Annotated in this window: 14 protein-coding genes and 1 pseudogene; 7 read left to right on the forward strand and 8 right to left on the reverse strand. The window is 62.1% G+C overall.

What is annotated here, in order from left to right:
* Positions 1 to 4 precede the first annotated feature (4 nt).
* The 5 genes and pseudogenes from F3087_RS35220 to F3087_RS35235 all read left to right on the forward strand — a co-directional run bounded on the left by F3087_RS35220 (position 5) and on the right by F3087_RS35235 (position 5,352).
* Positions 5 to 1,345: a DUF6519 domain-containing protein gene (locus F3087_RS35220; protein WP_150406455.1), complete on the forward strand. Its 1,341-nt coding sequence runs from the start codon at positions 5 to 7 to the stop codon at positions 1,343 to 1,345.
* A 201-nt stretch (positions 1,346 to 1,546) separates the two neighbouring features.
* A pseudogene (locus F3087_RS47550) lies at positions 1,547 to 1,693 on the forward strand (eCIS core domain-containing protein); the annotation flags it as partial.
* A 222-nt stretch (positions 1,694 to 1,915) separates the two neighbouring features.
* Positions 1,916 to 3,190 (forward strand): hypothetical protein, encoded by a 1,275-nt coding sequence (locus F3087_RS46195; protein ID WP_191094307.1) that lies wholly within the window; start codon positions 1,916 to 1,918, stop codon positions 3,188 to 3,190.
* Positions 3,187 to 3,849, forward strand: a complete 663-nt coding sequence (locus tag F3087_RS35230) for a pentapeptide repeat-containing protein (RefSeq protein ID WP_191094302.1) — start codon at positions 3,187 to 3,189, stop codon at positions 3,847 to 3,849. The genes F3087_RS46195 and F3087_RS35230 overlap by 4 nt, the downstream gene beginning before the upstream one ends.
* Before the next feature lie 90 nt (positions 3,850 to 3,939).
* On the forward strand, positions 3,940 to 5,352 hold the full coding sequence (locus tag F3087_RS35235; RefSeq protein ID WP_150406457.1) for an eCIS core domain-containing protein: 1,413 nt from the start codon (positions 3,940 to 3,942) through the stop codon (positions 5,350 to 5,352).
* Between the two features lie 159 nt (positions 5,353 to 5,511).
* Here F3087_RS35235 and F3087_RS46200 read toward each other — a convergent pair whose 3' ends face one another.
* On the reverse strand, positions 5,512 to 5,661 hold the full coding sequence (locus tag F3087_RS46200) for a hypothetical protein (protein ID WP_191094303.1): 150 nt from the start codon (positions 5,659 to 5,661) through the stop codon (positions 5,512 to 5,514).
* Positions 5,662 to 6,984: 1,323 nt separating this feature from the next.
* Between F3087_RS46200 and F3087_RS35240 the strand changes: the two genes are divergently transcribed.
* Entirely contained in the window at positions 6,985 to 9,492 is a 2,508-nt protein-coding gene (locus F3087_RS35240; RefSeq protein ID WP_150406458.1) for a DEAD/DEAH box helicase family protein, read from the forward strand.
* A gap of 512 nt (positions 9,493 to 10,004) precedes the next feature.
* Here F3087_RS35240 and F3087_RS35245 read toward each other — a convergent pair.
* From F3087_RS35245 to F3087_RS35255, 3 genes are all read right to left on the reverse strand, one after another.
* Positions 10,005 to 11,723, reverse strand: coding sequence for a DUF3732 domain-containing protein (locus tag F3087_RS35245; RefSeq protein ID WP_223885585.1), 1,719 nt, complete (start codon positions 11,721 to 11,723; stop codon positions 10,005 to 10,007).
* Between the two features lie 322 nt (positions 11,724 to 12,045).
* The gene (locus tag F3087_RS35250; RefSeq protein WP_150406460.1) at positions 12,046 to 12,525 is read right to left on the reverse strand and encodes a three component ABC system middle component; all 480 of its coding nucleotides are present in this window, start codon (positions 12,523 to 12,525) and stop codon (positions 12,046 to 12,048) included.
* A gap of 113 nt (positions 12,526 to 12,638) precedes the next feature.
* Positions 12,639 to 13,697: an ABC-three component system protein gene (locus tag F3087_RS35255; protein WP_191094304.1), complete on the reverse strand. Its 1,059-nt coding sequence runs from the start codon at positions 13,695 to 13,697 to the stop codon at positions 12,639 to 12,641.
* Between the two features lie 733 nt (positions 13,698 to 14,430).
* On the opposite strand from F3087_RS35255, the gene mobF reads away from it, so the two are divergent.
* Positions 14,431 to 18,732 (forward strand): MobF family relaxase, encoded by a 4,302-nt coding sequence (mobF, locus tag F3087_RS35260; RefSeq protein ID WP_223885586.1) that lies wholly within the window; start codon positions 14,431 to 14,433, stop codon positions 18,730 to 18,732.
* Between the two features lie 355 nt (positions 18,733 to 19,087).
* Here the strand turns inward: mobF and F3087_RS35265 are convergent, their stop codons facing one another.
* The 4 genes from F3087_RS35265 to F3087_RS35280 all read right to left on the reverse strand — a co-directional run bounded on the left by F3087_RS35265 (position 19,088) and on the right by F3087_RS35280 (position 22,315).
* On the reverse strand, positions 19,088 to 19,396 hold the full coding sequence (locus tag F3087_RS35265; protein WP_150406462.1) for a hypothetical protein: 309 nt from the start codon (positions 19,394 to 19,396) through the stop codon (positions 19,088 to 19,090).
* A gap of 115 nt (positions 19,397 to 19,511) precedes the next feature.
* On the reverse strand, positions 19,512 to 19,952 hold the full coding sequence (locus tag F3087_RS35270) for an NUDIX hydrolase (protein WP_150406463.1): 441 nt from the start codon (positions 19,950 to 19,952) through the stop codon (positions 19,512 to 19,514).
* Positions 19,953 to 19,958: 6 nt separating this feature from the next.
* Positions 19,959 to 21,212 (reverse strand): DegT/DnrJ/EryC1/StrS family aminotransferase, encoded by a 1,254-nt coding sequence (locus tag F3087_RS35275; RefSeq protein WP_150406464.1) that lies wholly within the window; start codon positions 21,210 to 21,212, stop codon positions 19,959 to 19,961.
* A complete protein-coding gene (locus F3087_RS35280) occupies positions 21,209 to 22,315 on the reverse strand; it encodes a Gfo/Idh/MocA family protein (protein ID WP_317983947.1) in 1,107 nt (368 codons plus the stop codon). The genes F3087_RS35275 and F3087_RS35280 overlap by 4 nt, the downstream gene beginning before the upstream one ends.
* Between the last annotated feature and the right edge of the window lie 229 nt (positions 22,316 to 22,544).

Consider the following 22,544-nt stretch of genomic DNA (forward strand, 5'->3'; position numbering starts at 1 on the left):
TCCGATGCGTGGAGACTTTTCCCGGCTGACGCCGGACCCGGCCGACTACAGTCTCGTCCTGCTGCAACAAGGACGAGTGCTGGTCGAATCGGACTGGAATACCGCCATGGCCACTCTGATCGGGGCCCATCGCGGCCTCGCCGCCGACCTTATCGGCCCGCACGGCGGGCCCGACGGACATCTCGGCTTCGGGCCGCACCCCATCAGCAACGGGCACCGCGATCTCGAATTGACCGCCGGCATCTACTACGTCGACGGGATCCGCGCCGAGCTGCCCGCCGACCTCGACAAGGTGCACTGGACCGACCAGCCGTACCCGATCGCGATCACCCCGCCACCGCGGCTGCCCGAGCCGCCGTATGTGGTGTATCTGGATGTGTGGGAACGCCACGTCAGCACCCTCGAGGACGATCGTATCCGCGAGGTCGCGCTCGGCGGACCCGACACCACCTCGCGCCGTCAGATCATCTGGCAGGTCCGCGTCGCCGAATACCCCGGTGACAAACCCCAATGCGGGAACTTCCCGCTCGAGCAGTGGCGCGCCGGACTCCATGGCAACCCACCCATGCTGCGAGCGACGACCGGACACCCACCCGCCAACGACGACCCCTGCCTGGCCGCGCCCGACGCCCGCTACCGCGGCGTCGAGAACCAGCTCTACCGCGTCGAAATCACCTCCGTCGCCGACCCGGCCGTCAAGAACTCGGTGACCTCGTTCGTCTGGTCGCGCGAGAACGGATCGGTCGCCGCCGCCTGGACCGGCACCCTCGGCAACCGGCTGCACGTGGCCGGGATCAAAGACCTCAAACACGGCTTCGCCGCCGAGGACTGGGTCGAATTGACCTGGGACACCCTCGAATACGCTGGCGTCGCGGGCACCCGCGTCCGGCTCAGCGGTGTCGACGGGAACCTGCTCACCTTCGACCCCACCACGGCCACCGGCGAGATCGACATCGACCCCGCCGCCCACCCGCACGCCAAAGTGCGCCGCTGGGACCAGCGCGAACGCAAAGCCGCACCCCTGGTCCACGGCGCGGTACAGGTCGTGGAAGGGATCGGCGACAGCGGCTGGATCCCCCTGGAGAACGGTATCGAAATCCAGTTCCTCACCGCCGAAACCGGCGTACCCCACACCTACCGCGTCGGCGACTACTGGACCATCCCCGCCCGCGTGGCCACCGGCGACATCATCTGGCCCTACGACGCCGACGGCGTCACCCGCACCTTCGTGCCACCACACGGCGTCGAACACCACTATGCCCCGCTGGCCTGGGTCGGCCCCGAATCCGGCTTCGAGGGCCTGCAACTCTCCTTCGAATCGCTGGCCCGCTGCCCCCAATCCTGAACCCGGACAGGTCGTGCCATGACCACACCCGCCAACCAGCACCGCGCACAAACCCGCGCCCTGCGGCGGCCACCCGCGCGCAGCGAACCCACGCGCGGAGCCGAACATGACTCCAGCACAACAGGTTTCGGCATCGACCTCACCGCCATCCCGGCCAACGGAACCCACGGCGCACCACTGGACCCCACCACCCGCACCCAGATGGAATCACGCTTCGGCCACGACTTCAGCGCCGTGCGCACCCACACCGGCCCCGCCGCCGACACCTCCGCCCGCACCCTGCGCGCCCGCGCCTACACCGTCGGCACCGACCTCGTCTTCCGCGACGGCACATACCGGCCCGGCACCCCCGCAGGCGACCACCTGCTCGCCCACGAACTCGCCCACGTCGTCCAGCAAACCCGCGGCACGAACACCGGCGCGCGCCAGGACTCGACCACGACCCTCGAACAGGCGGCCCGGGCGTCCGCCGACACCGCCGTGGCCGGACTTCCCGTTCGCGTTCTCGGCGCGAGCGCCGAACGGGTGTCCTGCGAGGACGAAGACCAACCCGTCTACGGTCCGCCCACCTTGGAGCAGTATCTGCTGAAAACCGATCCGGCGCTGCAGATCATCACCTGGAATGACAGGTTCCGCAAAGGTTTCCAGACAGCGGAGGTAGGCAAAGCGGCCGCCGAGGCGATCAACGCCGCGATGAACAACAGCCACGACCCGATGTTCAGCCTCGGCTTCACCGTGGGGGTCCCGGCAGGGGTATGGGAGGACCTGGTCGGACAACTGAAAGCCTTGGTATTCCTCGGCTTGCTGCCCGGCCAGCTGCTCGCGAAGCTGTACCTCGACCCCACCGGATTCAAACAGGCGGCCCAGCAACTCGCCGACCTCCCGATGAAGACGCTGGCCGGCGCGGAGCCACTGGGGAAGAAAACAGGCGAATTCCTGGCCGACCGCGCGCGGGAACTGGCCACCGCATCTCCCTACGACCAGGGCTACTCGATCGGGAAGGTCGTGGGCTATCTCGTCGCGGAGATCGCGCTGTTGTTCATCGGCGTGGAGGCGGTGTCGGCGGCCGCGAAGGCGCTCAGGGCAACAGCACTCGGAACCCGGATCGCGGAGTTCGTCCAAGGTTCACGGGTACTCGAGCCACTCGCCGAAGTGCTGAGCCTGAAGAAGGCCGAGACAGTGGTCGAAGACGCCGCCAAAGCCGGAAAGGTCGTCGAAGAATCGCACGTGCCGACGAAGCCGGCCACCGAAGCGCCACCATCCACGAAACCAGCGACCGAAGCACCACCATCAACGAAAACACCCACCGAAGCACCGCCATCGACGAAAACGAAGGATCCGGCTGTCACGGAGCCGGAGCTGACGACCGGTGCGAAGCAGGAGATCAAGAACGCTACCAACACACCCGGCACCAAGGAATATCAGCAACGGATCGACGACCTGGCGAAAGATCCGGCAAAGAGCGGTGCCATCAGCCCAAAGTCGAAGCGTGAAGCTGCGGTCGGTCTGGCGGCAGAGCACGACGGACTGATCCCGGGGCCGATCAGCCGCGCGCCGAAGGGGCCGAAGGGCGAAGATCTGGGAGAGTTCGTCGATGCCGTGGGCGACCGATGGGATGTGAAGAGCTCACCGGACACCCCACCGAGTTACCATCCCAACCCCGCGAAGGCGCGTCTCAAGCCGCAGACCGACGCGCAGTTCACGAGCATGATCGAGAAGGATCTGGCCGCCGGCGAGAAGATCCTCATCGATCCTGACGGGATGTCGCCGGCCCGTCGCGCCGCGCTCGAGCAGCTGGTAGCCAACAACCCGCAATGGCGAGGAAAGGTAGTTTGGGGACGATGACAACCTACGGTCGTGCACGCGAGAACGTACGCCGCTGGCCAGTGGATGTTGCTGCGCGACAAGCCCTCGAGGCCTACTTCGACAGCCTGCCATCCGACGCCGCCGCCGAGCGCACCACGGCGTCACTGCTCAACGGGTGGAACCTCGACTTCACCGGCGCCGACTTGTCCGGGCTCGATCTGCTCGGCGCGGAGCTGAGCGAAGCGATGTTGAACGACGTGCCAATGGTGGCAAGCGATCTCTACACCGCGTGGTTGGCGGAGACGAACCTCTCGAGAGCCGACTTGAGCCGGTCAGACCTTCGCAAAGTCCAGGGACGTGGCTGCACGGCTCACGAGGCCAGGTTCCGGGAGGCCGATCTGGAGAATGCTGAGTTCGACGGCTCCGACTTCCGATTCGCGGATCTCGGCGGCGCGCGACTGCAGCGAGTGCTGTTCGCGGACACCGACCTTCGTGGTGCGGATCTGCGCGGATGCACCTTCGGCACCACAAGTCTTGCGTCGGCGCGCCTCGCCGGCTGCCTCGCCGAGGGTGCACGTGGGACGATCCTCGGGCCGGTCGACGTGGGTGACGACGAGCCCCTGCTGCTCGACGGCCCCGAGTTACAAAGATGGTTCGCTGAGCGCGGCGGAGTGCACGTGGAAGTGAAGACTGCCTAGCGGTCACGCCCGCCTCGGCGTACACGATGAGGCTGTTGCCGCGCGGATGATCGCCGAGCTGGCATCGATCAATCGAACGGAGCCGCCGCCATGACAACACCCGCCAACCAGCATCGCGTACCAACCCGCGCCCTGCGGCAGCCACCGGCGCGAAGCGAATCCGCGCACGAGCCCGAACATAATTCCAGCACACCGGGTTTCGGCATCGACCTCACCACTGTCCCCGCCGTCGCCAACGGCCTCGACGGCCCGGGCACACCGCTGGACCCGCACATCCGCGCCGCGATGGAATCGCGTTTCGGCCACGACTTCAGCGATGTGCGCACCCACACCGGCCCCGCTGCCGACACCTCCGCCCGCGCAATGCGCGCCCGCGCCTATACCCTTGGCACCGATCTCGTCTTCCGCGAAGGGACCTACCGGCCGGGCACACCGTCCGGCGATCACGTGCTAGCCCACGAACTCGCCCACGTCGTCCAGCAGAGCCGCGCCCTACCCTGCACCAGTGCACCGGTATCGGCGATGGAACACGACGCGCACCGCGCCGCCGACGATTGGTCGAGCGGCGATGTCGTCCGGGTGACGGGACAGAGTTCGGTACAGGTCGCCTGCCTCGACGAGGACGAGCCGCTGCGCGATGGCGGCGCCAACGGAGCGCCCGCTTCGGCGACCGCTGGACCGCCTAGACCGCCGCAGGCTCCCGAACCTGGTGTCGGGGTGGTCCTGACCGACGAGGACAACCAAAAGTTCGCAAGGGAGCGCAAGGCTGTCGATGTGTATGTGAAGTACTCCGAGCAAGCCCTCGACAACCAGTCCCGGACCGGCGTGCCCGCTCTCGTCACGCTTGGTCAGATGGTCCTCGAAAGCGGCTGGACGCCGGATAAGAGTGCCAGCTATTTCGGTGTCAAGGGCGATCCCAAAGCCGGTCCCGACAAAGTTGTATGGCTGTCGACACCGGAACCGGTAACCGCGGCGCGAAAGCTGCGCGAAATGTACGGGCATTACCCAGAATTCGCCGAGGGAGAGATCAAGCCGGGGGCCGAGACCTATCAGGTCACGCTGCCGTTCCGACGTTACGCCAATGTTGCCGACGCGATCGACGACCATAGCCGAGTTCTGGGGTCGGGGAAATACTCGAAGGCTTGGCAGAATCCTACTGACCCTGAGCAGTTCGGCAGAGCCATTGCTGCCGCTGGTTACAGTGCCGGAGACAGGACGAAGTACAGTGCGGATCTCGTTTCGATCATGCAGACGCTGAACAAGGCCGCTGCTTACGCTAGACAGAACAAGAAACTGGACCCGGTCCGTCAGATGATCGACGTCCTGAAAGTGAGCAAGTCGCCGGAGAGCTACGAGCAGGCTCGCCGGCTGATCCCCCAAGCGATTCCCGGCTTCGAGGCGCTGCCCGCGCAGTCCCGGCTACCCAAACTGCGGGAACTGGAGAACCGGCTGATCAATGCGGGCCAACCCCCTGACGTCGCCGCGAAGGTCTGCCAGCCGTGACCCCGCCTCGCGCCGGGTAGCCCGCGACCGGGGAGACTCGACGACCGCCGCCCCCAGCGCGCCGGGGACACCGCTGGAACCCTCGACTCGGCGGGAGATGGAGACGCGCTTCGGCGACGTGCGGGTGCGCGTCGGCTCGTCGGCCGACGCGGCGACCCGCTAGAAGCGGGCCAGCAGCTCGGAGAGACGAACTCTCAGTCGTGCAGGTGGTGTGATGGCGAGCGCCGCTGCCAGCATCACCGCAATCAGCACGGCTGCGGCTTCCCGGGGATCAGTATCGGGTCTGAACTGCCGGGCGGTGAGGATCATCGCTGTCACCGTCACCGCTATGAAGGCCGTTGCTGATGACAAGGTCCACCGCACGTTGAAAGCGTGTCGTTCTACCCCTGAAAAGCAAAAAAACCAGGGTCGAACGTTACCGTTCGCCCTGGTCACTGCTCCCCCATCTGGACTCGAACCAGAAACCTGCCGATTGTGAGTGAGGGGTGTTTCCGAGTTCTCAAGATTTCTCAATACTGCCCGTGAGCTGCAACGATAGTAAGAACTTGACCCTCAACGCATCCCGTTGAAACCGGTCAATTCCCGCTGAAAACGTGTCGTTTCCGTGTCGCTAGTCGAGTGACTGACGAGGGCCTGCTGCCCCCAGATTGGCAGCACCTACAACTCGAAGCTCGCGTGGCCGTTACGCGAGGCGGCCCGACCTCGACCAACGTTGTCCCACTCCCCTAACGCAACCTTCGGCTGTTTCAGAGCGACACGCTGAGATCCCCGGACATCCAGCAACAAGCATGCAAACTCCCGAAGTCCGCGTGGTGACTGCGGTCGAGCCCACGGCGCCGGGATGCCGCCGAGTCATGTGCATGTGGTCATGCCCCGAGCGGGGACACACGCGCTAAACACACGAATTGACCTGCGGAGATAATGCACTGTTATCTCGTCCGGACCGAGGCTCTTGTTGCAGGTCCTGCCTCTCCGCTCGCATTGACCGGCACCGCGGCCCACCGCATCCGCATGGAGAACTGCGGTCGCATCGTCTACGTAATGGGCCGCAACCGGCCCAGGGCCTAGGGACGAAGGCGAGGGCCCAGGTTCGGAGCGGTCGTATCCGGCAGATCCGACACTGATTCAGCCGCAGCAACGTCCACAGCTCAATGCCGTGGTCAGGATCCAGCACGATCTACGAGGGCATGAAGGTTGCGGGCAGCGCCCAAGCCCGCAAGAACCGCGGTTGCAGAACCGGAGACCACGGCGACAATTAGCGCTGGGGCCGTGCCGTGCAGATTCGCGACCGTTGATCCCACCGCGACGCCAGCACCGACACCGGCACACAGCCCAACTAGCGTCGAAAGCCCCAGTATCACCATCGACCGGACCGATACCAAGCCCTCCCTGTCATCGGCCTCACCCTCGGCAGGCCGGCGGTTCAGTTCGCCGCCTGGACCCGCTACTGTTGACATGCTCGTCCTTCCTGCTCATCCGCGGCTGTGACGAGGACGGCCCCTGTTTCCGCAGGGGCCGTTGCCATTTCGGGCTCCGACGCGCCGTCCTTCCGCGATAGCCTCCCGCCTTTGCTCGGTTTGGTCAAGTCGACCACCCTTGGAGATTTTCGACAACTACAGCTAAGGTCACGCTATGGCGAAGCAGGTTGGAGCGATGGGCCCTACCGGAATCCGGGTGGGGCACCGGCTACGCGAACTCAGGCAGGCACACGGGCTCACCCTAAATTCGCTGACCACGAGGCTTGCAGAGCTTGGGCGGCCGATCGATCTGTCTGCGTTGGCAAAGATCGAGAAGGGCCAGCGGCGGGTCGATGTTGATGATCTTGTCGCGCTAGGCCTAGCTTTGGATGTTTCCCCCAACTGGCTCCTGCTACCACCGACCTCAGGTGAGAACCAAGTGGACCTGACGATGGCGCGAAGCATGAGGGCGTCGGCGGTCTGGTCATGGGCCCTCCACGATCGGCCTGCTGGCCCACCCTCCCCGAAGGGGCGCTCAGCTCAGAGTGACCAGCAGTTTCCAGAAAGGTCCAACTTCTGGTTCCTTCAGGCGGAGTGGCCGGATCTGTACCGTGAAGCCGCTACAGCCGAAAGTCTCGTCTATAGCGACTCTAGAATATCGTGTTTCTATAGCCGATCTACATTGGAGATCGCACTGAGGTGGCTCCATCAAAACCTGAAGGCGGCCCAGCCGGGGGAGAGCGCCAGCATCTTATCAATCCTTTCGGACACCGTAGTCATGGACGCGATGGGCTCGGAGGTTCTTGCCATGACAATGGAAATCCGACGCAAAGGAACCATGGCAGTACACACGACGGGAACAATCACCACCGACGATTCCCTCGCTGCCATAGTTGATTTGTTTCACGCAATGATGTGGTTTACGCGTAACTATTCTTCGAGCCCCGAGGATCGATTGGACGAAACACCTGATTTCGATCACTCAATTTTGCCCCTTTCCGCCCCAATCAGCACTACCAACTTCGATCACACCCTGCAGTCACACGCACCACTAGTCCAGGCGCCTGGGCATGCATCCACACAAGCATCTGACCATATCGAATTCAAGTTATTTGATATCGAAGCAGAGCTTCCAGTCGCCAGCGATCCGGGTCGTCGCATAGAACTTGAATCGAGGGAAATCTTCGAACAGCTCCTAGAGGAGTCTGGGTGGACGGATAGCTCGTCTATAACGAGAGATTATGCACTCTCTCCGAAATTAAGCAATGAAGAATTTCAGTTCATTGATTACATTCTATGGGACGACGATCACAGCCCATTGGCACTTGTTGAGATTAAGTCAAGAGATGCGGATCCATCGCTCATTTTCCGGCAATTGCAAGATTATGCCAAATATATCGAGGTGCATCATAGTCGCATTCCTGCCCTTTTTTGCGTCAGTGGCACCGAGGTGTTCTTATGGGATGAGCTCGCATCAATACCACGTCAAGTAACTGGCTTCTATTCAAAGGAAGAGATTCGCCGCAGAGTCGTTGATCGATCAGGTCGCACCGAGCTAAATAATACTGTGATAGATGAAACCATCGAACTCCGGGGATATCAGAAAGAAATAGTACGCAGGGTGTGCGACGCCTTCGAAAGCGGTAGGCGTCGCAGCGCCCTAGTGAGCATGGCCGTTGGTACGGGTAAGCTCCGCACCTGCTTAGCCCTTATAGACGTCCTGCGGCGCGGAGGATGGGTCAATCGCATACTTTATCTCACGGACAGTCAGCTTATGACCGAACAAGCGGTGAGCGAATTCCGAACTCACCTCCCGGACTTACTCGTGACTAGCGACACTCGTCTACACAATAACGATGCGCATGTGTTCGTCGGAATGCCTCACAGACTCATTCCGCAAATTGAATCAGCTGGCGATGATCGTCCGAGCCCGTATGGCCACGGGTTCTTTGACCTCATTGTCATCAATGAAATGACAACGATGCGCAGTCGCCGCTACCACCCAATTGCCGACTATTTTGACGCATTGCTCGTAGGTTTCACATCTGCTCCACCGGATGGAATCGACAACGATATCTACCAGCTTTTCGATCTAAAAAATGGCGAGCCGACAGGCATATATAGCTTTAGAGATGCCGTCGCCGACGGATATCTAGCTTCCCCCGAGTTCCGGAACGTGAAAATAAAGGCAGCAAGTGGCAGCATCGAAGATTCGGTCACCCACCTTGCAAGCGAAGAATTTATAGATGCCGCCTTGAAGATTCTCATGGAACAAGGAATACTCGCCGATGATGGCTATGTAGGTAAGACGATCATCTTCGCTCAGAGCATTGGCCAGGCGCAGCTCATCGCGCACCGCTGCCGGATTAACTATCCCGAGCTGGGGAACGAATTTGCACTTCCAATTAATTCTAAAACTACTAATGCTCCCGAATTGATCAAAAGGTTCCTCGAATCAAATTCGAAGCCTCGGATAGCAATTTCATCGGGCATGCTGGATGCGGGGATCAGCACGCCTAACGTAGTTAATCTGCTCTTTCTTAAGAATGTGCATTCCAAAGGGAGATTCTGGATAATGCTCGGAGGAGGTGCGCGACTAGCGTCGCGCTCATCCTCCCATGGTGGACGCAAGGATAGTTTTCGTGTAATTGACTTTGGGAACAACTTGTTGCATTTGCAATAGAAATATCTGCGGATACGTATCGCCGTTTCCCGTGCAGGGCGACGGCGTTAGCGAATACTCAAGGCACAACCTCAGAGATAGCAAACCAGTTACCCAACCGATTCGGGACAGATTGCCGCTTCGTTACGTGGGCTACGGTGGCAACCATCACGCCGACCCTCCACCGGATGCCCAAGCGCGCGCACCGCCACCGCTGCCAAAAGCTGCCACACGATCACCATGGGGACCATCGCTAACGCTCCGGTCAAAACGGTGAAGACCGTGCGCACCGTCATGCTTAGCGACCGATTGGCCATGCCGACGATCGACCCGTACACCGGTCCACAAGTTAAACCGTCCAGCATCCTGCGCCGCAGGTTACTCGCAATCCTCCAGATTTCGGCGAACCGGATCGCGGCGCTGGGCATCCTTGTCTTCGTCGGCGATCTTCGAGATGATGACCCAGATTCAGCAGCCAGGCGTGGATCTTCTCGACGGTGTGCTCCTGCGGCGGGCTCGTCAGAAAGATCGCACTAGCGTTGATCGGGTGGCCTAGGGATTTGCTCGGTTTCGGCTTCGATCCAATCCATCGGTACGAGTCGGACGCCTCCACGCCAATGGTGGCGCACTGCGTCCTGAAACCATTTCTCTTCAACGAGGTTGACATGGTCGCTCACAATTATCTGCATTCGCGGAGCCAGTTGGTTCACGACGTCGCGCATCACAACGAACATGGCGAGCACTGCCTCGCGATCTGCATCGTCGACGGCCCCAGCATTCTTCGCGATATCTGAGGGGTAGAAAGCCTGCGTTGGCTGGTCAATCATAAGAAATCGAGGCACGGGACGATCATTCTCGACGAAATATTGATGGAGTGCGAGGTGCGTCGCTAGGTGGTATCCAATCCAATTCGCCGCGCTACCGATGCGCTGTAGGGGCAACGGCCCATCGCTTGTATCAGTCACCACAGTCAGTTTCGCAAGATCAAGACGTACTCCGTCCTCCACATGCTCGAGTCCAAGGCGTCTGGCCAATTCGGTCATGGTGCGACCGACGATATTGAGCCGAGACAGCAAGTGCTCCCGGTCTACATCTGTATCGAGTTCCTCAAGCAGTTGAGTCACCCGCGCGTTCGCCGTATCCAGGTTGCGACGAAGGCGCTCAAGAGAATCTCCGGTTCCAGCCGTCAGGACACCGAGCAGGGCTTCGACCCGTCCGCGGGTGTAGTTCCTTGCCGCCACCGCGTCGCGCTCAGTGCGAAGGGTCCGGTCAGCTGCGTCGAGGCCTGCAAGGGCGGTCTCCATAGCCGCCAATTCCTGACGCAAACGATCAGCTTCAGCTTCGAGGGCAGTGATAATCCGCCGGCGGGACTCAGGGGCAGCTTCAAGAGACGTTAGCTCGCTCCGCAGACTCTGCAGGCGCCCTGCAATCGCTGTCGCCGTCGGGTCGGGCTCATCCATACCCGATCCGCACACCGGGCACGAGTCGGCCCTAACCGTAGGTTCGTCTCCGACAGAGGGCAGAAGTTCAAGGCTCGTCAGACGACCAGCGTGAAGTTCGACAGCACCCGCAAAATCCCGCTCAGATTCGATCCGATCCAGAAGCAGCGCCCGATCATCCATGATGTCACCTAGCTGACTTCGTAGTTCAGCGCGTCTTCGCAACAAGCTCCTGCGACGGTCCTGCTGCTCGAACGAGACTTCCTCTACCCGTTCTTCATAGATAGCTCTCCGGTCACTAGGGTCGTCGCGGGGGTCACGAACTGCGGCTCGAAGGGCACCAACGATCTGGACACTCTCAGTCAGATCATGCTCATCCGTGAGTTGGGCCGCATACGCCTCCGCAAGAAGGCCGCGGAGGTTGGCCTCGACCGTGTTTGCCTCCTGTTCAGCAGCGGCGAATGCCGCTTCCGCGCGGCGCTGAGCCCGATTGGCATCCCTGAGTGCCGCTTTCTTCGCTGCAGCATCCGCGGGAACCGCACCAAGAAAGTATGGAATGGTGTCCTTCAGATGCTGGGCAACCGGACTTTCACCCTGGCGGTGAAACAACAGGTGTCGACTGGCGATCTCGTCCTGATCCTGCAGGCAAAGCCAGGCAGCGTGTCCAAGATGAGCCTCGAAGGGCGCCTGGCCAACCCCACCACCTCGGGACTCAATGACGTTCTCGGCTATACCGATTCGACGGCCGATCTGGCGGCGGACGCTGTCACTGTCCGCGTTCTCGATGAGATCGTTGTAATCCAACAGATCCATAGTCGCTCCACCAAACTCAAGCATCGCTCGCTGAGTCGAGGCCTGACCTTTCGGAGGTGCGGGCCGCCCCACGAAGGCCCTTGGCCCGTCGGGATCATCGGTCAGCTGCCATAGCGACCCATACCAAGCGACGTAGTCAGCGATAGGCCCAGCGGGGATGAGGTACGCGTCGCGTCCGAGGCAGAACTCGGTAATCGTCAAGAGAGCGCTCTTGCCGGTCTTGGACTCGCCGGTAACGATGTTCAGTTCCCCGGGCCGGAATCTCACGTCTCGGCGCCGACCGTCTTGCGCGTAGAGCGCCAATGCTACCAACTGCACCGCTCTAGACCTCCACACCTAGAAGGGCAAAAGCGGTGGCCGATGATTCGAGCTGTGTGAACCACCGTCCGACGAAGCGTGCCTTCTTCACGATCTCTCCGACGTCGCCAATTTCGGCGGGTCTTCGCGACCGCAACTGACCTGTGATGTTTGCCCCGTGGAGGTCGATCGCTCCGTGACGCAGACCGAACCGCAGGCCTTCTCGAACCGGATCGACAAGCGTCTTCGCTCGCACACCAAATCCAGCAGCGACAACTTCGTGTGTAGCAACCCACGTGGCAAGGTGGGAATCGATACGGACAGGCAGCGAACTGCGCGTGTCGCGATGCAGAACCAGTGGGACCACAAGGAACGCCAGCTCGAATGGCATCGGCCCGGCGCCCCGGCGATCGTACTCGGTCGCAGCAGCTGCGATCGTTGCTGCGATCAAAGCAGGATTCAACAAGTCAGCCACAGCCGGCGCGCGCTCGCTCCACTGCCCCATACCAGTGAACCTTGTCATGAGTGCTTAACTCGTGGGCCGATTCCAAAGCAATGTCATCCGTTTGTGCTACACGATCCATGTGATCAGCACTGATCGTGGGTGCGGTCAGGGTTCTACGTGTTCTGAAGGAGTTGCGAGAGGTGCTCCTGAAAATCGGGGTGCCAGCCGATCGTCGAGGCGTCTGCCAGCGCATGTCGCCGTCCACGTGCGTGGAACGGATCCTGGAATCGAGCGCGGATCGACAAGGCTGAGTCTCCTAGTGCGTGGAGGAGTTGCCGGCCAGCTGCCCGCTTATCCTCGTCGCTGGCGTCAGGAGGCAACTCGGAGCACATATGGTCGAATGCCCTCTCCCATTCCTCGACCAGACGCTCGGAAAACCTGTCTAACTCGTCGTAGTCGACTAGGTGCACATCGAGCCACCGAGTCTCCTGAAGGTAGGCCCGCTGGTAGTCGAGGATCGCCCTTTGCAGCTGGCGGGGCATCACCTCGAGAATCTTCAATTGGTGAACGTACGTTCGGCCGTCGTGCTGCACAAGTGTCACATCGAGATCGACTTCGTTCGCTTCTACAAGCGAAGGCAGGTTGTCCCGGGTGAATTGGTCGCGGATCCGCTCGAGGGTACTGAGCATCTCCGCCACCGACACGGCCCCCCTCTTCCCGCTGAGCATCGCGATGGAAGTGCGCCCCCACCAAGCCCAGACCAGGTCCAGGTAAGTATTGAACTGCTCGGTTGGAGCACCCGGGCGGAGTCGGTCGGCGACCTCCTCGCCAACGCCGTCCAGATCCGCAGATTCATCGGCAACGTAGATCCGCCCGACAAACGTCGACCGTTCGGCGGACGTCAGCTTCAGGAACTGCTCACGGGCAGCCTTGGTCTCCTTGGAGCTGGAGTCACGCGCAGCGCTTTCGAGCAGAGCAAGCGCGGCTGCAACGTCGCGGCCGGAAGCTCGGAGAAGCGACGCCGCAGAACTGGCTCCAGCGCTGCTGTTGGTGATGAGGGTGAGAAGAGGACCATATGGGTCTCCTGGTCGTCCGGCGTCCATCCAGACCCGCAACGTACGCCACATATCGTCCGATGCATCAGTCAAGTTGCGCAATGATGAGACGTGGAGTTTCAGCTGCTTCAGCTCGGCTGGCGTCCCATCCTGTTCCCACGCGATGTCGTCGTGCATCTCCATAGTGAGACTGCGGCCTGGGTCGATGGTCCGTGACCTGAGAAGTTCCAATAGACCCCACCGCGTCTGATGGAGATAGCCTAGAACGCTAGCCGCCGCGGAGTGGTCGGTGCCCGACGCTTCCTCGCTCATTGCGTCTGCGCTCCTCTCACGATGCAGGGAGCCCGGAGGACCGCCGCCGAGGAAAGTAACCCTGCCGCCACTAGAACTGATTGAAAGGTACCCCGTCATCCCGGCCCCACGGACACTGTCTCGAAAACCAGCGTGGCGTTGCCGAGCTCTCGACGAAGGCGGCAGTCGAGGTACGGAACGCCGAAGGCTACGTCTGTCGAGCGCTGGACGACTCCCAGTGGCGATCATCGACGTACCCTTGGTCGCCGCTTGACAATCACAACGACAGCGTCGGCTCTTGGTGGTCGAAATTTTTTGGTCGGAGTAGTCCGTTGGCTGGTCGGCAACCTTGCAGCCATGTGTCAGCTCGAATCAACTCCCGAAGGACACCCACGTATCAACTGCAACCAGACAACACCACTCCCGTGCCACCTACATCTGGACTACGCCCATACATCTGGACATAACACCCACCTCCACTTTCTCCATTTTTCTCGCAAACAGACCTCTTGCATCCAGGGTAACGATTCGATAACGACCAGGGAGTTTGGTGGATATGCCACTAATGAGATGGGTCCGACGCCTGGACTAATTCCACGCGGAGGTGCTTGCTGGAAGTATGACCGCGACGATCCATAAAGTCGTGGCAGGCAATGGGTATCAATACTATCTGCGCAATGTCGCCGCGAACGATGTCACTTCCCGAGGCCGCTCCAGCCTCGCCGACTACTACTCCGCACAAGGTGAGACACCGGGGCGCTGGCACGGCTCCGGGTTGGCCGGCCTGGACCTCCATGCAGGTGAGGAAGTCACCGAGGAGCAGATGAAGTCCCTGTTCGGACTGGGTCGCCATCCGAACGCCGAGGCGATCGAAGACCGCGTCTACGGCGAGCAGATGGAACTCGGAGCGAAGCACAAGGACGCCGCCCGCGCCGCCGACAAGGCGAGCCGATTGGGTCGTCTGTTCCCGCTTTATGCCGATGTTTCCGAGTTCCGGAAACGGTGCGCGAAGGCGTTCGAGGAACACAATATCGCGCACGATTTGCCTCCTGGCGATGCTATTTCCGATGCGGATCGGGCGCAGATCCGGACCGATGTCGCGGCGGAAATGTTCACCGAAACCTACGGCCGGGCACCGGTTGATGCGCGGGAACTGTCGGGGTGGGTGGCGAAGAACTCGCGCCCGCACACCACCGCGGTCGCTGGTTTCGACATCACCTTCTCCCCGGTCAAGTCGGTGTCGGTGCTGTGGGCGGTCGCGCCACGCGCGGTGTCCGAGCAGATCGAGGCCGCACACCAGGCCGCCATCAGCGACGCACTGCGCTGGCTCGAGCAGCATGCGATCTTCACCCGGTTGGGTCGCCACGGGGTCCGGCAAGTCGACGTCGAGGGGATCGTCGCGGCCGTCTTTTCTCACCGCGACAGCCGTGCAGGTGATCCGGACCTGCACACTCACGTGCTGATCGCCAACCGCGTACGTACGCTGGACGGTAAGTGGCGCACTCTCGACGGCACCCAGATCTACCGCGCGATGGTGACGGTCTCGGAGATCTACAACACCCGCCTCGAACACCACCTCGAACGATCCGTCGGCGTCGAGTTCACCGAACGCCCCGGCCAAGACCCCGCCAAACGCCCGATCCGGGAAATCCTCGGCATCCCAACACCCTTGATCACCGCCTGGTCGCGCCGCGATACCGCGATCACCACCCGTCTCGATGAGCTCGCGGCGCAGTTTCAAACTCAGTACGGGCGCGAGCCGACACCGGGAGAAGTGTTCAATCTGGCCGAGCGCGCCACCCTGGACACTCGCCCCGTCAAGCACCTTCCGCGCTCTCTTGCCGTGCAGCGCAGCGCCTGGCGCGCTGAAGCCGAGCGAGTGCTCGGAGGTCAAGAATCGTTGTCGCGCATGGTCCATACGACGTTGAATCCGCTGCGTGCGCCCCGCCCGCAGATCACCGAGCACTGGATCACCCGCACCGCCGAGCGCGTCATCGACGTCGTTTCCGAACACCGCGCTACCTGGACGACCATCAATCTGCGCGCCGAAATCGAACGCCAGCTCCGCGGAAATGTGGCCGGCGAGGACTGGGAGCACGTCGCCGAGGCCGTGCTCGCCGAGACCATCTCCCCCACCCACGCCGTCGCCCAACCGGATCCGGATCTGACCGACGAGCCCGAACTCCGCACCGTTCCGATCGTGTTGCAGCGCCGCGACGGCACCAGCGTCTACACCTCAGCGGACCGCCAGCTCTACACCTCGGCGCGCATTCTGTCGGTCGAACAGCAGCTGATCGACCTCTCGATCCAGCCCGGCGCCCGCCAACTTCCCGCCGAAACCATCGCCGCCGCGGTCGCCGACTACAACTCCGCCCATCCGGATCGGCCACTCAATGCCGGACAAGTCAGCGTGATCGAGGGCTTCGCCGCGTCGAACCTCCGGGTCCGAACGACCAACGCGCCCGCCGGTTCGGGCAAGACAACCGCGATGGCAGTACTCGCCGACGCGTGGACGGCAAGCGGCGGCCAAGTCCTCGGGCTCGCCCCGACCGCGGCCGCGGCGGCGGTACTCGGCGAGTCGATTGGGCAGCGGGTAGAGACTGTGGACAAGGTTCTCGACGTCCTGCACCGGCACACACCCGCACCGAACAACCCGCATTTCGACCGTGAGTATCCACCGTCGTTGCCGCAGTGGGTCCTCGATATCGGCCCCGACACGTTGGTGATCGTCGACGAGCACGTCAAAATCGGCAACCGGAAACGCCTGCGCCTGCTCCGATTTCTCACCGATCGCGGCGCGACGATCCGCTGTATCGGCGACCCGCACCAGCTCGCATCGATCGAAGCCGGCGGCGCCGACATCAACATGAACGCTGCGGCTCCCGACACCGCACTGACTCTGACCCACGTCGTCCGGTTCGCCTCCAGTGCTGAAGCGACCGCGAGTCTGCAACTGCGCGAAGGCGATCCGACCGCACTGGGCTGGTATCTGGACAACGGCCGCATCCACGCCGGACACGAAGGTGCGGTCCACAATGACGCGTTCGTCGCCTGGACCGCGGACTATCTCGCCAGCCGCGACACCATCATGTTGGCCGCCACGCATGACGTAGTGACCGAACTCAACGCGCGCGCACGCGCCGATCGCCTCGCTCGCACCAGCAACCCTGTGGGCGCGCAGTCCAGGCTCTGCGACGGCCTCGATGCCTCAGTCGGTGACACGATCCGAACCCGGCGCAACAATCCGAGACTGCGTTTAGGCGAACGCGACTGGGTCCGAAACGGCTACACCTGGACCGTCACCGCAGTACATGACGACGGCAGTCTCACCGCCATCCACCACACACCCGAACGAAAATCAGGCCACAGCGTGCGGCTGCCCGCCGACTACGTGAGCGAACATGTGCGCCTCGGGTACGCGACAACGATCGATTCCGCGCAAGGAATCACCGCCGAAACCTGTCACGTCGCGCTCACCGGACGTGAGTCGCTGCAACAGCTTTACGTCGCACTCACTCGTGGAATCTACGCCAACCACGTCTACGTCCCGACCGCCTTGGACGGTTCAGCAGGCTCGTTCTGGTCCGAACCCGCGGTCAATCCGCGCACCGCCGTCGAGGTTCTGCTGCGCGTTTTCGCCCGCGATGGTGCGCAAAAGTCGGCGCACTCGATGCTGCGTGACACGCTTGACCCATACCGGCGCATCGGCCGCGCGCTCGATATCTACCTCGATTCGATCGGTGTCGCCGCCGAAAACGCGCTCGGTCTCGAAGGACTGGAGCGCCTCGACACCGACGCCGAGACAATGCTCACGCACCTCACCGACTGCCCCGCCTACCCCGTCCTGCGCCACCACCTGGCGGTGATCGCTCTCTCAGGACGCGACCCGATCACCGAGTTGCGCGCCGCGATCAACGCACGCGAACTCGACACCGCCGACGATGCTGCCGCCGTCCTCGACTGGCGCCTGGACCCCACCGGCGCCCACTCCACCGGACACGGACCACTCCCCTGGGCCGCCGGAATCCCCGACGAACACGACACCACCCAACTCGCCGCCCGCGCCCGCATCGTCACCGACCTCGCCGAACAGATCCGCGCCGACGCTGCGGAGTGGACACCAGCGACGGCTCCGCCGTGGGCACGCCCACTCCTCGCCACGGATCGACAACTCGTCCAAGAACTCGCAGTGTGGCGAGCTTCGCTACACACAGACGACCGCGACCTGCGCCCCACCGGACCCCCACGGCACACAGTGCTCGAACGCGAACACCAGCGGCTCCTCGACTCCCGCGTCACCGATGTCCTCGGTGACCCACGGCTGCCGGCCAACACGTGGGCACCTGTCGTGCAACCGATCGCACCACGGGTCGTCACCGACCCGTGGTGGCCGAGCATCGCCGCCAAGATCGAAGCCGCTCACCACGCCGGAATCGACATCGAAACCAGACTCGCCAACGCCGCCAACAGCCGCCCACTACCCGATGAGATGCCAGCCGCAGCGCTGTGGTCCCGGCTCGAGATCGACCACTCAGCCCTGGACATACTCAACGGCGAGCACACCACTGACTCCTCATCCCAGCCGCACGCCACCACAGTCACGCCAGCCGATCGAGTCGAGCAGAATCCGCTGATCGTTCTCACCGACGCCCAACTCCGACAACACATCACAGACCTCGAACTGCGTATCGCCTTCGCAGACACCGACGAAATGCTTTACGGCCCAGCTCCCGAATTCCAGGACACGACGATTCCATCCACTCCAGCACAGCATGGAGTGGGATTGCTCCCGCCGCCGACACATCACTACTCGTCGCCGGCCACGAGCGGCAGATCGATGAACTACGCACGGAGCAACAGCGACGCGCCACTCTCTCCGAGGCGCAGCAAGCCATCGAGCAGCAGTTGCAGCATGGTTTGAGCACCGACGAAGACAACGGATTCGACATCGACGACGATCTGATCGCCCAGCAACCCGACATCGACCTAGAGCTTTGACGCAACGAGACGGGCACGGCCAGCTTCATCGGTGCGGGTTTCTGACCATCGTGACCTGATCAGATGGGAACTCAGAGCGATCATCGACCACCCGAGTACCGATCCAGGGACACCTCCCCGGAATCCACCCGTCATGAGCACTGATCTTTCCATCGACCAACCGAACCAAGCCTGAACAGAACCGCGACGGGCAGGCAACCGAGACCAGGGCTTGCGATGCCGGATCGAATGTTCCGACCCCGCAGTGCGACAACTTGATCCATGGACCACACGCGCAATCAGGCTTCGGCATCAGGCACACCCTCCGCTCGTTCGTCGAGAACCATCCGACCGTTGTCGACCAACGTGTTGCGGGCACGTCGGCGTACCCGGCATCGGTCTACAGAGCATTCGAGGTGTACCTGCATCGCCTTATGCGCCTGCGCAGTGGTCATCGGCCCCGGATCCGCACTGCACGACCACACCGGCGCATGTAGGTAGTCGACGACGGGCAAATCGCTGGTCGGGCAACCAACGTCGCGAGCGAAGCGTCTTTCGCGTTCGAGCCGCTCCCTGATCCGGTCAACCGTGAGCTTGCTGTCAGGCATATCTCTCATCCCTTTCGTGCGGGATCCAACGGCGGCGGCCTCGGCCTGGGCGCGCGTCAGCAGGGTTGGCGCTCCTGCCGAGGCAGGCCGCCGCCGACTCATCCCGCATTCCCAATCAGACGGCCCGATGCCTATGCAGTACTTCTTTCACTGCGTCGGTGACTGGTGGATCTTCGGCCAAACTGGTCCAGGTGTAGGCGTCGTGCTCGGTGAGCTCGACCGGCTCGGGATCGACTACGTCGACGGTGAAGTTGAACTGTCGGCTCTTCTTGCCGCTGCCAGATTGATAGTCGAACTCGCCCAAGTACTTTCGGATTCCCGCGATGTCGAGTCCGGTTTCCTCTTTTACCTCACGGATGAGCGCCTGATCGAGTGTTTCGCCGGGATCGACCTTGCCGCTGGGCAGCTCCCAGATGCCGCCCATGAAATCGTCGGCCGGTCGTTGCAGCAGCAAGACTTTGTCGTCGTGCGCGACGACCGCGCCGACGACGAGCTGTTGTACCTGGTCGCGTTCGGCATCGCTGGTCAGAGTCTCCAGCAGCGTGGTTTCGATCATCAATCCTTATCCCTTCAACTCGGTGTGGTGTTCGGTGACTTTGCGGATGGCTTCGATGTAGCGGTCCACGATCGGCAGATCTTGTTCCTCGTGCCAGACCGGCAGTTTGAGCGTGGCGTGATGGATCTCCTCCGCCCGCGGGTAGTCGCCTGCCGCGTAGGCCAGTTTGCCGGTGAATGCCGGAAACAACGGCCCTGGCTCCTGAAACAGCGGAAGCAGGTTCAACGGACACGTAGAACCTGGACGATCAATCTCGGCGCCCCCCTCAGCCAGCAGCGCCTCATGGAAACGTTCGACCGGAACCTCACCGAAGAAGTCGGCGTCGTACTGCATAGCGAGCCCGTACCAGGACGACTGAACGCCCAGTTCGTTCTGCGGAATCGTTATGCCCGGCAACTCGTCGAGCTCGTCGGCGATGTATCCGGCAATGCGCTGACGACCATCGAGGTACTCATCCAGACGCGAAAGTTGTTCCAGCGCAATCGCAGCGGCCAGCGGATGGATGCGATGCTTTAAGCCCATGCCTGTGACGGCGTAGCGGTGCAGCTCGCCGTCGGCGGGGATCTCGCTACGGCAGCGCTTGTTGTATTGCCCATGGATCAGGACTCGGTGATATACCTCGTCGTCATCGGTCAGCACGAAGCCGCCTTCGCCCGCGGACAAGGGCTTGGGTCCGTTCATGCTGAACGCAGCAGCACGTCCGAAAGTACCGACCTTCTGGCCACCAACGCTCGCCCCGTGAGCGTGAGACGCGTCTTCGAACAGTTGCAGACCGTAGGTATCGGCGAGCTGTTTCAAGCTCTGGATTTGGGCGGGCATTCCCCACATGTGCGTGACCGCAATGGCTTTGGTGCGGTCGGTGATCCGTCGCGCTATGTCATGCGGATCAAGGTTTCCCTTTGCATCGCAGTCAGCCAACACCGGTGTCGCACCGAGGTGCAGCAGCGGGGTTGCCGTGGCGAAGAAGGTGTAGGCGGGCACGATGACTTCGTCGCCCGGCCCGATCCCGCACGCGGCATACATCGAGTACAGGGCGGCGGTGCCGGAGCTGGTGAGGACGGCATACTGTACGCCGAAGTAGCGCTGCAAGGCATCTTCCAGCTCGGCGATCACGCCGGAGCGGTTGTAGATGGAGAGGCCATCCCACAGTTGATAGAGCACCGCGCCAGCGGTGGCTTCAGTCAGCGGCGGCCACAAAAAGTGCGGAGCCGCTTTACTAATGACCGGTGTGCCGCCGAGAAGAGCCAGTGATGAAGTCACAGCAACTCCTGTGGGTTGATGGAAGTGCGGGTACGCGCGGCCTCGTAGCTGGCCGCGACGAAAGCCATGTGGGCCAGGTTGTCCGCGGGACTGCTGAGGTTCGGTCGAGTGCCGTCGATGACGCGGTGGAAGTAGTCGATCTGGCAGGCCGCAGCCGATGGCCAGGCTTGCTCGCGCCGTAGTGATTCGATGACCTCACCGCTGTTGGTCAGCCGGCGAATGCAACCGCGTTCCAGATGGACGATGCCGTCGGAGCCGATCAGCCGGATCTCCTCGGCTTTGGGACCAACGAAACGCGATAACAGCAGCGAACCGTACAGGCCGGTGCCGTAGGAGAAGTGAACGAGCGCAGTGTCTTCGGCGTCATAGCTACGATCCGGCCGAGCACTGATCGATAGGTCAGCGGTGATGCTGTCCGGTAGACCGAAATACCAGAGAAGCAGGTCGATCAGGTGGTAGCCCATATCGATCACGCAGCCACCGCCGGCCTTGGCTGTGACGCCGCGCCAGCCATCGGAAGGGTCTTCTATGTGCACGGTGTAGCGAGCGTCTACCAGGAACGGTGTCCCGATCTGGTCTGCGAGCTGGGTAAAGCTGCTGTAGATCGGGTTGAAGCGGCGCTGCAGCGTGACCATCAACTGGATGCCGGACTGTTCACACAGGTCGGCAAGTTCGACGGCCTCGACCAAACTGGTAGCGAACGGCTTCTCTTTGAGGACGTGAACTCCGTGCCCCGCGGCGGCCTCGATCACACTTCGCCCGACATCGTGCGGAACGCAAACGATGACGAAGTCGAGCTGCTCAGCGTTCAACATCTCCCGGAAATCGATGTAGCCCGACACCTGGTACCGCTGCTTCTGTTCGACAACGATCTCCGGATTCTCATCACAGACAGCAACAAGCTCGGCTGTGCTGGACGCGAGCAAACCCGGCAGATGGTCATCCACCGCCTGGTGACCGAGTCCAACGACACCAGCTCGAAGCATCGATCGGCATTGAGTGACGAGTCTGCTTGTGCGCCAAGATGGTTCGATCGTCGGCGCACTGACGCAGGGGGCTAGGGAACTGCCGATAGTGCCTCGAAGTGATTCGCACGATCTCATTGGATCCCCCAGATTGGTGAGTCGGTGCTCGTGATGGTCAGCTTCTAGATTCGTCGTCAACGAGGTTCAGCAAGAGGGCAAGTTACGGGGCAGAACACCGTCCGTCCGCTCCATGCGAGTGCGGCTGGATAAACTGAGCCGACCGGTTACTCGGCAAGGGGGCACATGCCACCGAACGTGCATCTACAACGGCGACGCGAGGCGACACCGTCAAGGGTTGAGCCTCGGC

This window comes from Nocardia colli, assembly GCF_008704205.1.
GTDB lineage: Bacteria > Actinomycetota > Actinomycetes > Mycobacteriales > Mycobacteriaceae > Nocardia > Nocardia colli.

Excerpts from the sequence above, each read along its gene's own strand:
- F3087_RS35265 (WP_150406462.1), bottom strand. The coding sequence starts at position 19,396 with ATGCCTGACAGCAAGCTCACGGTTGACCGGATCAGGGAGCGGCTCGAA.
- F3087_RS35270 (WP_150406463.1), bottom strand. The coding sequence starts at position 19,952 with ATGATCGAAACCACGCTGCTGGAGACTCTGACCAGCGATGCCGAACGC.
- F3087_RS35250 (WP_150406460.1), bottom strand. The coding sequence starts at position 12,525 with ATGGGGCAGTGGAGCGAGCGCGCGCCGGCTGTGGCTGACTTGTTGAAT.
- F3087_RS35280 (WP_317983947.1), bottom strand. The coding sequence starts at position 22,315 with ATGAGATCGTGCGAATCACTTCGAGGCACTATCGGCAGTTCCCTAGCC.
- F3087_RS35235 (WP_150406457.1), top strand. The coding sequence starts at position 3,940 with ATGACAACACCCGCCAACCAGCATCGCGTACCAACCCGCGCCCTGCGG.
- F3087_RS46200 (WP_191094303.1), bottom strand. The coding sequence starts at position 5,661 with ATGATCCTCACCGCCCGGCAGTTCAGACCCGATACTGATCCCCGGGAA.
- F3087_RS35245 (WP_223885585.1), bottom strand. The coding sequence starts at position 11,723 with ATGGATCTGTTGGATTACAACGATCTCATCGAGAACGCGGACAGTGAC.
- mobF (WP_223885586.1), top strand. The coding sequence starts at position 14,431 with ATGACCGCGACGATCCATAAAGTCGTGGCAGGCAATGGGTATCAATAC.
- F3087_RS35220 (WP_150406455.1), top strand. The coding sequence starts at position 5 with ATGCGTGGAGACTTTTCCCGGCTGACGCCGGACCCGGCCGACTACAGT.
- F3087_RS35255 (WP_191094304.1), bottom strand. The coding sequence starts at position 13,697 with ATGCACGACGACATCGCGTGGGAACAGGATGGGACGCCAGCCGAGCTG.
- F3087_RS35230 (WP_191094302.1), top strand. The coding sequence starts at position 3,187 with ATGACAACCTACGGTCGTGCACGCGAGAACGTACGCCGCTGGCCAGTG.
- F3087_RS35240 (WP_150406458.1), top strand. The coding sequence starts at position 6,985 with ATGGCGAAGCAGGTTGGAGCGATGGGCCCTACCGGAATCCGGGTGGGG.